The sequence below is a fragment of the Rhodococcus sp. NPDC058521 genome (assembly GCF_042719695.1).
In the GTDB taxonomy this organism is placed as follows: domain Bacteria; phylum Actinomycetota; class Actinomycetes; order Mycobacteriales; family Mycobacteriaceae; genus Rhodococcus_F.
The window spans coordinates 1-13,978 of record NZ_JBHXNL010000017.1 but is presented as its reverse complement, the minus strand read 5'-3'; the positions used below and the strand labels follow the sequence as shown (position 1 = coordinate 13,978).

General features: G+C 64.1%; 12 protein-coding genes and 1 tRNA gene. 10 read left to right on the top strand and 3 right to left on the bottom strand.

The window, feature by feature from the left end; genetic code table 11:
- Nucleotides 1-157 precede the first annotated feature (157 nt).
- The gene (locus ACFWO3_RS20095; RefSeq protein WP_378581053.1) at nt 158-280 is read left to right on the top strand and encodes a hypothetical protein; all 123 of its coding nucleotides are present in this window, start codon (nt 158-160) and stop codon (nt 278-280) included.
- A gap of 488 nt (nt 281-768) precedes the next feature.
- Nucleotides 769-6,255, top strand: a complete 5,487-nt coding sequence (locus ACFWO3_RS20090; RefSeq protein WP_378581051.1) for a carboxyl transferase domain-containing protein — start codon at nt 769-771, stop codon at nt 6,253-6,255.
- On the opposite strand, the gene ACFWO3_RS20085 is transcribed toward ACFWO3_RS20090, so the two are convergent.
- Nucleotides 6,256-6,975 (bottom strand): alpha/beta hydrolase, encoded by a 720-nt coding sequence (locus tag ACFWO3_RS20085; RefSeq protein ID WP_378581049.1) that lies wholly within the window; start codon nt 6,973-6,975, stop codon nt 6,256-6,258.
- 162 nt (nt 6,976-7,137) lie between these two features.
- On the opposite strand from ACFWO3_RS20085, the gene ACFWO3_RS20080 reads away from it, so the two are divergent.
- Nucleotides 7,138-8,001 carry a DUF559 domain-containing protein gene (locus ACFWO3_RS20080; protein WP_378581048.1) on the top strand — a complete coding sequence of 288 codons (864 nt, stop codon included), beginning with the start codon at nt 7,138-7,140 and terminating at the stop codon, nt 7,999-8,001.
- Here ACFWO3_RS20080 and dcd read toward each other — a convergent pair.
- Complete coding sequence (gene dcd, locus ACFWO3_RS20075; RefSeq protein ID WP_378581046.1) at nt 7,982-8,551, bottom strand: dCTP deaminase; 570 nt, start codon at nt 8,549-8,551, stop codon at nt 7,982-7,984. The genes ACFWO3_RS20080 and dcd overlap by 20 nt on opposite strands.
- A gap of 39 nt (nt 8,552-8,590) precedes the next feature.
- Between dcd and ACFWO3_RS20070 the strand changes: the two genes are divergently transcribed.
- From ACFWO3_RS20070 to ACFWO3_RS20045, 6 genes are all read left to right on the top strand, one after another.
- On the top strand, nt 8,591-8,947 hold the full coding sequence (locus tag ACFWO3_RS20070; RefSeq protein ID WP_378581044.1) for a VOC family protein: 357 nt from the start codon (nt 8,591-8,593) through the stop codon (nt 8,945-8,947).
- Between the two features lie 73 nt (nt 8,948-9,020).
- A tRNA-Gly gene (locus ACFWO3_RS20065) sits at nt 9,021-9,091 on the top strand.
- Nucleotides 9,092-9,208: 117 nt separating this feature from the next.
- A complete protein-coding gene (locus ACFWO3_RS20060; RefSeq protein WP_378581042.1) occupies nt 9,209-9,673 on the top strand; it encodes a MarR family transcriptional regulator in 465 nt (154 codons plus the stop codon).
- A 258-nt stretch (nt 9,674-9,931) separates the two neighbouring features.
- A complete protein-coding gene (locus tag ACFWO3_RS20055) occupies nt 9,932-10,453 on the top strand; it encodes an SDR family NAD(P)-dependent oxidoreductase (protein WP_378581041.1) in 522 nt (173 codons plus the stop codon).
- Nucleotides 10,454-10,613: 160 nt separating this feature from the next.
- Complete coding sequence (locus ACFWO3_RS20050) at nt 10,614-11,186, top strand: dihydrofolate reductase family protein (protein WP_378581040.1); 573 nt, start codon at nt 10,614-10,616, stop codon at nt 11,184-11,186.
- Nucleotides 11,187-11,347: 161 nt separating this feature from the next.
- A complete protein-coding gene (locus ACFWO3_RS20045) occupies nt 11,348-11,707 on the top strand; it encodes a hypothetical protein (RefSeq protein WP_378581039.1) in 360 nt (119 codons plus the stop codon).
- Here the strand turns inward: ACFWO3_RS20045 and ACFWO3_RS20040 are convergent.
- On the bottom strand, nt 11,686-12,918 hold the full coding sequence (locus ACFWO3_RS20040) for an FAD-dependent monooxygenase (protein ID WP_378581037.1): 1,233 nt from the start codon (nt 12,916-12,918) through the stop codon (nt 11,686-11,688). The genes ACFWO3_RS20045 and ACFWO3_RS20040 overlap by 22 nt on opposite strands.
- 93 nt (nt 12,919-13,011) lie before the next feature.
- On the opposite strand from ACFWO3_RS20040, the gene ACFWO3_RS20035 reads away from it, so the two are divergent.
- Complete coding sequence (locus ACFWO3_RS20035; protein WP_378581036.1) at nt 13,012-13,884, top strand: TetR/AcrR family transcriptional regulator C-terminal domain-containing protein; 873 nt, start codon at nt 13,012-13,014, stop codon at nt 13,882-13,884.
- The last annotated feature ends 94 nt before the right edge of the window (nt 13,885-13,978 follow it).

The following is a 13,978-nucleotide window of genomic DNA, read 5'->3' as shown; positions in this document are numbered from 1 at the left end:
TGGTAGACAGGCCGCACTCACGCGGTTCGCTGATCGATAGCCAATTGAAACTCCAAACAGTTTCCCGCACACGAGCATTCGAACACTGGTCAGGTTCGTGTCCAGCTGCAAGATTTCGATCCGCACACCGTGCACCACACCGGAGGGAGCAAGAACCATGTCCGACACCGCACTCGACAAGTCGCTGCGCGAGGCGATCGACCTCACCAACGAGAAGTTCGCCGCCATCAGGAACTTCTTCTACGCAATCCTGGGCCTGGAGAAGTCCAGGAACGTCTAGGACGCACATCCGCACACGGCACAAGCCCCTGGCCTCAGGCCGGGGGCTTGTGCCGTTTCCGCTCGAAACCGTCTCGCCCCTCTGAATAACTACTCACAAGTAGCAATAAAACCTACCAGCGAGTAGTGCCGGAACGGTACCTTCGTCCACATATGTGACGTTGAATCATTTTGTGCAGGTACACAATTCAGAGGCACAATCTCTAGGTGTTGACAACATGACAAGTGTGAAAAAATACTGCATGCTTGCATACGAGCAATAGCTCGCAAGGGAACCGAAATCAGGGTGGGAAGTCGACAGTTCCGATCCGGTACAGATCGACAATCGGTAACTTTCCTTGCGATCGGCGCGACATACGTCGTGCCGCCGTGCATTCGTCTCCAGACGACGTGCGCGGTCGATCTGATCAACTAGTCGGTTGCGGTCGGTGTGTACGCGTGCGTGCGTGCACGTCCGCCGGAGTAAACAACGAGAAACGGTGGCAGTGGATGTTCAAGCGGATTGCAGTGGTCAATCGTGGCGAGTCGGCGGTCCGGCTCATTCGTGCGGTACGCGAGCTCAATGCCGAGCACGACCACGACATCACGACGATCGCTCTCCACACCGAGGCCGAGCGGCGCGCGATGTTCGTACGGCAGGCCGACGACACGGTATGTCTGCGTGAGACCGCCGGCAACCCCTACCTGGACCACGCAGAACTCGAGCGCGCCCTGATCGAGTCGAGGGCCGACGCCGTGTGGGTGGGCTGGGGCTTCGTGGCCGAGGACCCCGCGTTCGCCGAATTGGTGACGAAACTGGGCATCACGTTCATCGGTCCTTCTGCGGATGCGATGCGTCTGCTCGGTGACAAGGTCGAGGCGAAGCTGCTGGCCGAGAAGGTCGGAGTGCCGGTGGCGCCGTGGAGCGGCGGCCCTGTCGACACTCGCTCCGATGCGCGTCGGCACGCACACGCCATTGGCTACCCCCTGATCATCAAGGCACGCAGCGGTGGCGGTGGCCGTGGTATCCGCAAGGTGTGGACGGAGGACGAACTCGAGCTCGCCCTCGAACGCACCCAGGGTGAGGCGCTGCGCTCGTTCGGCGACCCGGTGGTCTTCCTCGAACGTCTCGTCACCGATGCCCGCCACGTGGAGGTTCAGGTCATCGCGGACGCGCACGGCAACGTGTGGGCGCCGGGTGTGCGTGACTGCTCCATTCAGCGCAAGAACCAGAAGGTCATCGAGGAGTCCAGCTCCCCCCTGCTCAGCCAGGAGCAGTCCGATCACCTGCGCTCGGTGTCCGCTGATCTGGTGCGTGCTGCCGGGTACTGCGGTGCGGCCACTGTCGAGTACCTGTACCAGCCCGAGCAGAAGATCTTCACGTTCCTCGAGGTCAATACCCGCCTGCAGGTCGAGCACCCCATCACCGAGGCGACCACGGGTCTGGACCTGGTGAAGCTGCAGATTCAGGTTGCCGGCGGCGACCCTCTGGTCGGCGAGTGCCCATCGGAGTTCGGACATGCCGTCGAGGCGCGCCTGAACGCCGAGGACGCCGACAACGGGTTCGCCCCGGCACCCGGCACGGTGCAGCTGCTCAAGTTCCCGCTCGGCTCCGGCATCCGCGTCGACACCGGCATCGCCTCCGGCGACGTTATCCCGCCCGACTACGACTCCATGGTCGCCAAGATCATCGCGTGGGGGCGCGACCGCTCGGAGGCGCTGGCACGGCTGCGCAACGCCCTGCGCGAGACCACCGTCGTTCTCGACGGCGGCACCACCACCAAGTCCTTCCTCCTCGACCTTCTCGACCGCGACGAGGTCATTTCGGCCAGCGCCGACACCGGGTGGCTCGATCGTTCCGGCGCCGGTGAGCCCACGGCGCCAAGCAAGGTCGCCGACGTCGCTCTGATCGCAGGCGCCATCGAGGTCTACGACTCCGAGGAGGCACTCGAACGCACATCGTTCCTCTCCTCCGCCCGCGGTGGCCGCCCACGGGCCAACCACACCATCGGCAGGAAGGTCGAGCTCAGCTACCAGGGCCAGGCGTACAAGCTGAAGGTCGGCCAGATCGGTCCGCACCACTACCTCGTCGACGGCGACAGCGGAGCCGTGGAGGTCGAACTCGACCGGCTCGGCGACTTCGAGGCACGACTGACGATCGGCGGCCGCCGCCACCAGATCGTCACCGTCGCCGGCCCCACCGGGTACCTGGTGGAGGTCGACGGCGTCAGCCATCAGGTCAGCCAGGACGAAGCAGGCGTGGTCCGCGCCTCGGCACCTGCCGTGGTCGTTGCGGTGCCCGTGGCCGTCGGTGACGAGGTCGAGGCCGGCGCCACCCTGGTCGTCCTCGAGTCCATGAAGATGGAAACGGCGATCCGCGCACCCTATGCGGGCACGGTTCGCGAGATCCTCGGCACGGTCAACGCACAGGTGGACGCCGGTGCCGCTTTGCTGCGGGTCGACCAGATCACCGAGGAGACGACCACCTCACACATCCCTCGCGTCGAATTCGATCTCCCGGTCCCGGTCGCGAGCCCGGACGCACTCGGCGACGCACTCGCCCGGTTGCGTTCGCTCGGCGCGATGATGACCGGATACGACGTCAGCGCCGATCGCGCCAGCGCGCTGCTGGCCGAGTACGACGCCCTGTGCGACGAACTGCCCGCGAACGACCGCACGCTCGTGCAGGCCGAATTGTCACTGCTCAACACGTTCGCAGACGTGTGCGAGCTCTCGCGTAACCGTCCGGCACCCGAAGAGGAACGTTCACCCGAAGGTGTTCACAGCCCGCGTGAGCACTTCCACACGTACCTGCATTCGCTCGATGCCGAACGCGAGGGGCTCCCGGAAGCGTTCCGTACCAAGCTCTCTCAGGCACTCACTCATTACGAGGTGACCGAACTGGAGCGCACCGCGGAGGTCGAGGAAGCGGTCTACCGACTGTTTCTCGCTCAGCAGCGCATGGACAACCAGATCCCCGTCGTCGCGTCACTGCTCGAGCGGTGGCTCACCAAGAGCACCACCCCCGACGGGGCACAAGACATCTCGGACGTCCTCGATCGCCTCATTCTCGCGACCCAGGTCCGCTACCCGCTGATCGGTGACGTCGCCCGCAACCTGCGATACCGCTTCTTCGAGGAGCCGCACATCCGGGATGCTCGTCAGAAGGTTTACGACCGAGTGCGCGGAAGCCTCGCCTACCTGTCCGAAGAACCCGACGCCGCCGACTACGTCGAACGCGTCGAGGCCCTTGCTGCCGTGCCCGAGCCACTCAATGCGCTTCTGGCACAGCGCATCGCCAAGGGCGGTTCGGATCTGTGTGCACTGCTCGAGGCAACCACGCGCCGTTACTACCGAATCCGTACCCTGCTGGACGTCAAGACATTCGAGCAGGACGGAAAACCCTTCGTCACCGGCAATTTCGAATTGCGGGGCGAGCAGCTCCACCTCGTGTCGACAATCAGCGATTTCGACACACTCGACACCACGCTCACCGGCATCGCGAGCCTCACCCCGGACACCGCGCCCGCGCTCACGCTGGTCGCGGATCTGTACCTCTCGTGGCCGGACGCGCCTGCCGACGCCGACGACATGTCGGCCGCACTGCTGACGAAGATCGCTGCCGGACAGCAGATCTCCGCAAATCGCCGCTTCACCGTGACCGTGCTGGGCGTGTCCGAATCGGGAGAACATCAGTTCACGTTCCGGCCCGGACCGTCCGGCCTCCAAGAGGACCTGTCCATCAGGGACATGCACCCCCTCACCGGGCAGCGCCTCGACCTGTGGCGGTTCAAGAATTTCACCGGGACGAGACTGCCCGCAGCTCCCGACACCTACCTCTACCGCCTCGTCGGCAAGGACAACCCGGACGACGAGCGCCTCATCGCACTCGCCGAGATCCGCGACCTCAGCCCCCAATACGACGAGTCCGGTGACATCGTCGCCATGCCGGCGATCGAGCGCACCCTCGCGGCCTGCCTCGACGGAATTCGCCGGGAACAGGCACTTCGCGGCAACAGCCGCCGTCTCGACGCGAACCGTGTGGTGCTCTACGCCTGGCCCGTGCTCGACATTCCGGCCGACCAGATCGAGATCGTCGCACACAACGCCGCCCGACTCACCCTCGGCGCCGGTCTCGAGCAGATCATCATCATGGGCCGATTCCGCGAGACCCCGGACAGCGATCCGCGCGAGGTCGCGATGCGGTTCACCTACCGCTCGGGCGCTGGAGTGGTCGTCGACATCACCGACCCGCCCACCGAACCCATGCAACCGTTGGACGAGTACACCCAGAAGGTCAAGCGTTCCCGCGCCCGTGGAACCGTGTACCCGTACGAGTTGATCCCCCAGCTCACGGGTCGGGGTGGCACATTCGAGGAGTATGACTTCGACGCGCTGGGAACCCTGGTTCCGGTCGAACGTCCGTACGGGAAGAACAAGGCAGGCATCGTCGTCGGCCTGGTGACCACGCCTACCGAGCGTTACCCGGAGGGCATGAAACGTGTTGCCCTGTTCGGTGATCCGACGAAGGCTCTCGGGACCGTCGCCGAAGCCGAATGCTCACGCATCGTCGCCGCTATCGACCTGGCCGAGAAGCTCGGCGCTCCGGTCGAATGGTTTGCCCTCTCGTCCGGCGCCACCATCTCGATGGACAGTGGCACCGAGAACATGGACTGGGTCTCGCGTGCGCTTCGCCGCATCGTGACGTTCACGCAGAACGGTGGCGAGATCAACGTCGTCGTCGCGGGTATCAACGTCGGGGCGCAGCCGTACTGGAACGCCGAGGCCACCATGCTCACGCACACCAAGGGCATCCTCGTGATGACCCCGGACAGCGCCATGGTCCTCACCGGCAAGCAGTCACTCGACTACTCCGGCGGTGTGTCCGCCGAAGACAACTTCGGTATCGGTGGCTACGACCGCGTAATGGGGCCGAACGGCCAGGCCCAGTACTGGGCACCGAATCTCACTGCCGCATGCGGGATTCTGTTCGCACACTACGAGCACGCCTACCTCGCCCCCGGTGAGCGGTTCCCACGCAAGGCCGAGACCACCGACCCCATCGAACGTGACGTGCGTTCCTACCCGCACGTGCACCCCTCTAGCGACTTCACCACCGTCGGCGACATCTTCTCGGCGGAGACGAACCCGGAACGCAAGAAGCCGTTCGACATTCGCACCGTCATGCGCTCGGTGGTCGACCAGGACCACGGCGTACTCGAGCGGTGGGCCGACATGGCCGGCGCCGACACATCGGTGGTGTTCGACGCCCACCTCGACGGCAACCCCGTCACTGTGATCGGCATCGAATCGCGGGCCATCCCCCGCAAGGGACGATTCCCTACGGACGGACCGGACCAGTGGACGTCGGGCACCCTGTTCCCGCACTCGTCGAAGAAGACGGCACGCGCCATCAACGCGGCGAGCGGCAACCGGCCCGTCGTCGTGCTGGCCAACCTTTCCGGATTCGACGGCTCACCCGAGTCGCTGCGCAACATCCAGCTCGAGTACGGCGCCGAAATCGGTAGGGCCATAGTCAACTTCGACGGTCCGATCGTGTTCTGCGTGGTGTCCCGCTACCACGGCGGTGCGTTCGTGGTGTTCTCCGGTGCGCTCAACGACAACATGGAAGTCCTTGCTGTGGAGGGCTCCTTCGCGTCCGTCCTCGGTGGTGCTCCCGCTGCTGCCGTCGTGTTCACCCGCGAGGTCAACGCCCGCACCAAGGCCGACCCCACGGTCAAGGAACTCGAGGTCGCTCTCGCCGCAGCCGGCGACGAGAGCGAACAGGCTCGCCTTGGTGTAGAACTCCAGGAACAGCGGGTCGCTGCGCGCTCCGCCAAACTCGGCGAAGTGGCCAAGGAGTTCGAGGCCATCCACAACATCGAGCGGGCACGTGAGGTCGGTTCGGTCCACCACATCGTCCCCGCTGCAGAGCTGCGGCCGGGCATCGCGGCAGCGGTCGCGCGTGGGATGAGCCGCACGCTCGAACAGAACTGATCAGAACGAGTCGAAGAAGGCGACCACGTCGTCCGGACGGAAATGATCGTCCGACACGTGGTCGCCCGAGACCTCGGTGAAGTACACCTGAGCCTTCGCGTCGCGAACAGCATCCATCCACGGCCCTGTCACAGCGGCAACGTTCGCGATGGGGTCGTCCGGTGAGGCGAACACCATCAGGTGGACCCCCTCGTATGCGGCCGGGTCATGACGCGTCACGTCCCACTCGCGGGTCCTGGCACTCAGATCGGTGCCGTCCGGATTCACGCCGAAGGCGCCGATCAGCGAGGCCCTGGCCTCGTCGTTGCGGTCCCACACTGCCTGCATGGACAGGGACGGTGCGATGAACACGACAGCGTCCACCGCGAGCTCGCGCAGACGCACCATGTTCGCAGCAGTGGTGCCGCCCATGGATTCACCAATCACGAACCGGCGCTTGACCGGCCACTGTTCTGCGATCCAATCGTCGAGGGCACCCAGATCATCCTGCGCGAGACGGTTCCCCCATTGATCACCGTGCAACTGCGGACACGCCACCGCGTAACCGGCGGCGAGTAGGGCATCCCGCAGATGATGGCGTTCGTCGATCACCTCGTACGTTCCGGTACGGCCGTGCAGGTAGTGGACAAGTTCGATCGGCTGACCCTTGTTCACTGTGTTCGGGACATACAACAACACAGCGTCGCCCGATTTGGGCACCGTCACGAACTGCTCGACCACGCCGACAGCCTAGACCCCGTATGGATGAGTCTCAGTGCACACAAGTTGCCTTTTGCGACGGGAACCCGGTCGTTATGTGGATTTGTGTGCACTCAGGCTCGTTCATCCACAGATCCCGGGTGGCACTTCCCTGGCGGCAGTGGGTCGAGCAAGGTCGAGGGCGTGGGGGAAATCGAGGTGTACACGCGGGCCCAGTTGATCGCGTCCGGGCTGACACGCAGCGCCATTGCCCATCGGACGAAGAACGGAACCCTCCACCGAGTACTTCCGGCCGTCTATTCGGTAGACGAACCGAACTACCTCACCCGGTGCAAAGCGGTGATCGTGTGGAAACCGGATGCTGTATTGAGCCATCGTGCGGCGGCCTGGCTGTGGAGCCTGCTCCCCGAGGAGCCACTGCTGGTCGAAGCGACGGTGCCCATGTCGTCCCAGGTCAGAAGTCCTGAGTGGCTGGTGCTGCACCGCCGACCGGACGTCGGCCCCGCTGATCATCTGTACGGGCTTCCGGTGGTGTCGATGGAACAGGCGTGCATCGACCTCGCCGAGTGCCTACCCGCTTCGGAGCTGGAGAAGGTGATGGACGGGGCGCTCAGCGGCAAGTTGTCCTGGGCGGCTGTGCGGAGGCGGTGCGACGAGCCGAAAGGCATGCATGGGATCGGCATGGTGCGGCGACAGTTGCGCACTGCCTGTCCGTTCACCGCTTCGGAGCCGGAAAGGCTGGTGGCACGTGGGCTGACTGCACGCGGGTTCTTCATGGAGATCAATGCGCCGATCGGACCGTATTACGGCGACCTGGTGGACTACCGGGCACGCGTGGTCGTGGAGATCGACGGCCGTGAGTTTCACAGCGATCCGCACACTTTCACCAACGATCGGCGCAGGCAGAACGAGCTGGTCCTCGGAGGATGGCTGGTCCTGCGTTATTCGGCTGCGACCGTGAACGCGCGAACCGAAGCGGTCGTGGACGAGATCATCACAGTGGTGCGTCGACGACGTAAGTCCGTGGTCAGTCGCGAACGAAGTTGAGGTAGGCCTTCGAAGGCGTGGGGCCACGTTGACCCTGGTACTTCGACCCCACCGACGAGCTGCCGTAGGGGTGCTCGGCGGCGCTCGACAGACGCAGGAGGCACAGCTGTCCGATCTTCATTCCCGGCCAGAGTGTGATCGGGAGATTTGCGACGTTGGACAGTTCGAGCGTGATGTGGCCGTTGAAGCCCGGGTCGATGAAGCCCGCCGTCGAGTGTGTGAGGAGGCCAAGGCGTCCGAGGCTGGACTTGCCTTCGAGACGACCTGCGAGGTCGTCCGGCAGGGCGCACACCTCGAGTGTGGAGCCCAGCACGAACTCACCGGGGTGCAGAACGAACGGCTCACCCTCGCCCGGCTCGACCAGCGACGTCAGCTCGTCTTGCCGCTGAGCTGGGTCGATGTGCGTGTACTTGGTGTTGTTGAAGACTCGGAACAGACCGTCGAGACGTACGTCGACCGAGGACGGCTGCACCATCGACGGGTCGTACGGGTCGATTGCCAGACGTCCGGAATCGACTTCGGCACGGATGTCACGATCGGAGAGCAGCACGGGTAGAGGTTAGCGGGTGTGCGACGGTAGCGTTCGAACATGGGTCTTCAGTGGGAAGCAGTGATCGTCAATTCGCTCGACCCGACACGGCTCGGGCACTGGTGGGCAACTGCCCTCGGCTGGGACGCCGACGAGGACGAAGACGGCGATGTGGTGATCACTCCGCCCGGCGGTCAGCCCGTGATCGAGTTCCTGTCGGTTCCGGATGGCAAGAGGACCGTCAATCGGCTTCATCTCGACTTTCGGCCAGACGACCAAGCCGCCGAAGTCAGCCGGCTACTCGAACTGGGAGCGACGCGCGTGGACGTCGGTCAAGGTGAGTCGTCGTGGGTGGTTCTCGCGGATCCGGAAGGGAACGAATTTTGCGTTCTCGGCAACCGCGCGCCCTCGAGCTGATACGCCTCCGACGTCTGATAATGTTGCCGCCGCAGGGTGTTGGGCCTGCCTACGGGCGCCCAATATCATGCACGCCGATGTAGTTCAATGGTAGAACATCAGCTTCCCAAGCTGAATACGCGGGTTCGATTCCCGTCATCGGCTCTCTCTCGTCTCTCCCACTCTCTACTTCTCCCCTCATCCCTCACTCGCTGCCCGCCTCAGCCGCCGCGCGTAGCCAACTCTTGACCTCAACCACGCTCGAGGTTTTACGTTTCTTGCATGACAACCCAACACACCGCTGACGCGGAACTTGCCGCTCAACCTGCCGCCTACTGGACCGGGGTCGCGTATGAGGCCCTCATCTCGTACACCCGGGCCCTGCAGGCCGAGTTGGGCTTCACTCAGCCGCAGTTCTGGCTGCTGCGAAACCTGTCGGAGGACGACATTTCACCCGATGGCGAGGGCATGACCATCCCCGAACTCCAGCAGGCCATGAGCTCCTACATCAGGCCGGAAGACGACCTCGAGGCCGAGGCGCAGGTCCTGCTGACACGCGGATGGCTCACGCGCGACACCCGAGACCGGCTATGGATCACCGAGGCGGGAGAGAAGGCCCGCACGGAGATCAAACTGCACGCGCCGGCCATCAGAGCCCGCATTCACGAAGGTATCGCCGACTCCGACTACGTCACCACAATCAAGGTGCTGCAGCGGATGATTCAGAATGCCGGTCAATCCAACTGAGGGCTGCCCGGCACAGTTGCATTCGCGTAACGGGTGGCGATCGTAGTGATTTCGGCAGCAAGTCAACTGTTCGAGCTTGGTCGACGCGCGGCCGGCGGCTTCCTCGATATCGGCCACGCCGGCACCGGCTGCGGTCCGCAGAGCGATGGCGACCGCGACGGCTTTCGATCGCGGAGCGATTCGTGTCGCAATCGGTGCCACCGTTGCGTCCATGACCACTTCGACGAGTTCACCTGCCCCCGACACTTCCGCTCAACCTTGGCCGGGCACGGCGCCCTGGTCATCGGCGGGTCGCGCGGCATAGGCCGCGCTATCGCTCGCCGGTTGGCCGCCGACGGCGCAGCCGTTGTTCTCACCTACCGCGCACAATCCGAGGCCGCCGAAACGGTCGTGAAGGAAATCGCCGAACACAACGGCCACGCCTGTGCAGCGCAGCTCGATGTCGCGAAGCCGGACCAGGTCGATTCAGCCTTCTCCGCCGCAGACGAGTTCTTTCGAAAAGTCGGCGTTGGGCTCGATGTTCTCGTTGTCAACGCAGGTACCTTCGCGAACTCCACCATCTCCACGGTAGGCACACATTTGCCCAGCCCCGGGGAGTCGGTCTATGCAGCAAGCAAGGCCGCCGTCGAACAGGTCGCCCGTGTCGCGTCCCGCGAACTCGGCCACCGAGGTATCACTGCAAACACCATCTCGCTCGGCCCCACCGACACCGACCTCCTTCGTGCCGGCGCCCAACCGGGCGCGGTGGAAGGAGCGGCTTCGATGACCCCGTCGACATAGCCAACCTCGTTGCCCTACTTGCTCGCCCCGACAGCGGATGGGCTACGGGCCAGAACATCCGCGCCGATGGTGGCCTGACCTGAAACCGCGCCTGCGGCCGTTGACAGGCGGAGAATGGTCCAACGAAAACACTCTGCGCGCGTCGAGGGAGGACCACCCGATGAGACCACTTCGATACTCGATCAACATCACCCTCGACGGTTGCTGTCATCACGAAGCAGGGGTACCGCCCGACGAGGAGTCGATGCGCTACTGGACAGCGGAGATGGAACGCGCCGATGCCCTGCTGTTCGGCCGGGTCACCTACGAAATGATGGAATCCGCGTGGCGCCGGCCGTCCACAGGCGCGTGGCCCGACTGGATGCGCGAGTGGGAGACACCGTTCGCCGAAGCCATCGACCGGACTAAGAAGCACGTCGTGTCGAGCACGCTGAGCGAGGTAGATTGGAACGCCGAACTGGTGCGAGACGACTTGGAACAATCGGTTCGGCAACTGAAGAGTGAGCCGGGCCAGGGGCTGTTCGTCGGCGGTGTGACACTCCCCCTCGCCTTGGCAGATCTGGGGTTGATCGACGAATACACGTTCCTCGTGCAGCCGGTTCTTGCCGGACACGGGCCGACTTTGCTCGCCGGTCTGCGCGAACGCACCCGACTCGAGCTCGTGGATCGCGACGAGCTCCGGTCCGGGACGCTCGCACTTCGATACCGGCCGAAGAACGCGGAAGGAAAGTAGCGACGGGTTCGTACCTCGAAGACCGAAGAGCGATAGACGACCTCATGCCGGGATGGATGCGCCGAGAAGCGAAATGGCAGCCCGCTGCCATCCGAGTAACGGCCATCGACACTCTCCCGACGTAAAGAGGGAACCTGCCCCGAACCGGAGGGAACATCATCGTGCGTTTCACCATCCGCCGCGGAGTGGCTGCTACGGCCACAGCGGCAGCATTTTCCGCAGGTCTGCTCGGCCTGGCCGCGCCGGCCGCCGCCCAACCGACCATCTACGACCCGGAACTCACCCCGTGTAGCCACCTGTTCCGCACCCCGATCGACTTCTCGCAGACGGACCTCGATACCTACTGGAGCCCGTTCGGAACTTCCGGAATCGCCTGCTACGACGACGGAACGGGCATCGAACGGTATTACCAGCAGGATCCGTGGGGCAACTGGCACGTGATGAACGAACTTCTGCCCGGCCAGTGGTTCTACGAAATCTTCAATACCTCGATCCCCGATCAGGCGCATTGGGCTCCGTGAGCAGAATTACGGACGCCTTCGGCCTCGTAGTCGGGTAGGTCGATTCCGTCGGCCTTCGCGAACTGCTTTGCCAAGATATTTCGCATCGGCCAGCGATTCATCGCCCAGTACGAGAATCGGCTGAGCGCGATTGCCACTCGACTCTTGGGTGCGTAGCCCGCGACTCCGGCCGGCGGGAGTTGCTGTGTCCGCTCGATGAACGGACGCATCACGCGTTCGTACTCGCGAAGAGCCGGGCCGACGTCGCCACCGGCACGCCCCAACTCGCCCGCCAGTACGTACGCACCGACCAACGCGAGCGTCGTACCCAATCCGGTCAGCGGGGTGGGGCAATATCCAGCGTCTCCCACCAGGGCCACCCGTCCCTTTGTGAAGTGATCCATCTTCACCTGCGCCAGGTCTGCGTACGCCCAGTCGTCGGCGTTGTGCATCTGTGCCAGCAGCTGCGGCGCGACCCACCCGACGTCGGCGAAAGCTTCTTCGAATACGCGTCGCTGGCTTTCCCTGTCGTAGAGGGGATTCGGGTCGCTCCCGCGAATGGCCATCGAGGCCTTGACCCTGTTGTCGGTCCGGGAAGGCCGCGCCGACACCACGCGTCCACCCTTAGCGTTGTGCATGAGGTACCAACCTTTCAGATCGTCGTCGATGGTTGCGGTGAACCATGCAAAGCGCAGTCCGATCGGCTGCAGATTCTGCTCGTCGGGACCGAAGGCATTGCGGCGCACCGCAGAACCGAGACCATCGGCCCCGATCACGAGATCGAACCGCCGGTCCGCCTCCTTCTCGAACGAAACGACTGCGCTGTCGCTGGAGTCGTCGATCGCGACGACGGTGTCGTTCCAGATGAACTCGACGGATTCCGGAAGAGCTGCGGTCAAGGCCTCGGCGAGGTCACCGCGCAGAATCTCGTGGGTCGATACGACTCCGTTGCCGTCGAATGCTTCTACCGGAAGAGCGCTGTGGCGCTTACCCTTCGCATCGACTGTCGTGATGCCTCGCTGGTCGAGCAGGCGAGCGTCGGTGGCCGCGGTGAGACCGATCCGATCGATCACGGTGCGGCCCGCACCGCGGAGATCGACGGTCTGGCCGCCGGCCCGGAGCGCCGAAGCACGCTCCACGATGGTGACGGCATGCCCCTGACGAGCAAGCAGGAGTGCGGCCGCAGGTCCGGCGATCGAGGCGCCGCTGATGAGGATGTTCAAAGGTTTCATAGGGCAACCGTACAGCGTATGAAGCGCACGGCGCTACGCTGTTTACATCCACTTTTGCAGAAAGTGCACTAGTGCACCCAGGGAAGGACGCTCATGGCCCGCGCCGAAGAGATCGCCGAGATCCTGCGCCTCCGGATTGCCACCGGACGGCTCGGTCCAGGCGACGCCGTTCCGTCGACCCGCGCGATCATGCGCGACCACAACGTGGCCATGGCCACCGCAAGCCGGGTGCTCTCAATTCTCCAGGACGCCGGGCTGATCGAATCCAAACCCGGACGTGGCAGCGTCGTACTGAAGCCGGACGGTTCCAACCCCGCCACTCTGACCACGGAGGGTGTGGTCGAGGTGGCGATCTCGATCGCGGATGCCGAGTCTCTGACTGCGGTGTCCATGCGCAGACTCGCTGCTGCACTGGAGATTCCGACGATGGCGGTGTACCGATACGTCCCCAGCCGGGAGGATCTCGAACTCGCGATGCTCGATCGCGTGATGGGAGAGATCGCCCTACCGGACGCTTCCGACGACTGGCGTGGCGATCTGACGGCCGCGGCAAACGCGATGTGGCGAGTAATGGTGGAACACCCGTGGTTCGCGGGCGCACTGTCTCTGACCAGACCCGCCGAGATGCCCAATGCAATGGCCTTGTCGGAGTTCATGCTCGGCAGCCTGCACAGAGCGGGACTGGAGCCCGTGCAGGCATTCACCGACTATCTCTGTCTACTCAACCTGATCCGTGGACTCGGATCGACCCTCGAGCCGGAACTCGCGGACCGCGCGGAGACCGGCCTCACCAACGACGAGTGGATGGACACCAGGACGAGCGAGCTGAGGCGAATCGCACCCGCCTCCGGGTTTCCGAATCTCAATCGCATCATCGAGGTCGGCTACCCGTACGACCCGGACACACTGCTCGAATCCGGAGTACGCCGATTCATCGACGGCATCTCCGCACACCCCGGCGTCTAAGCCCGAATCCACCGATTCGGTTCGCTGGTGAGACTGGATTCGTTTGTGCGCGTTGATGGCGGATGAGGCCGTGGAGTATCGCCCGATCTCATGT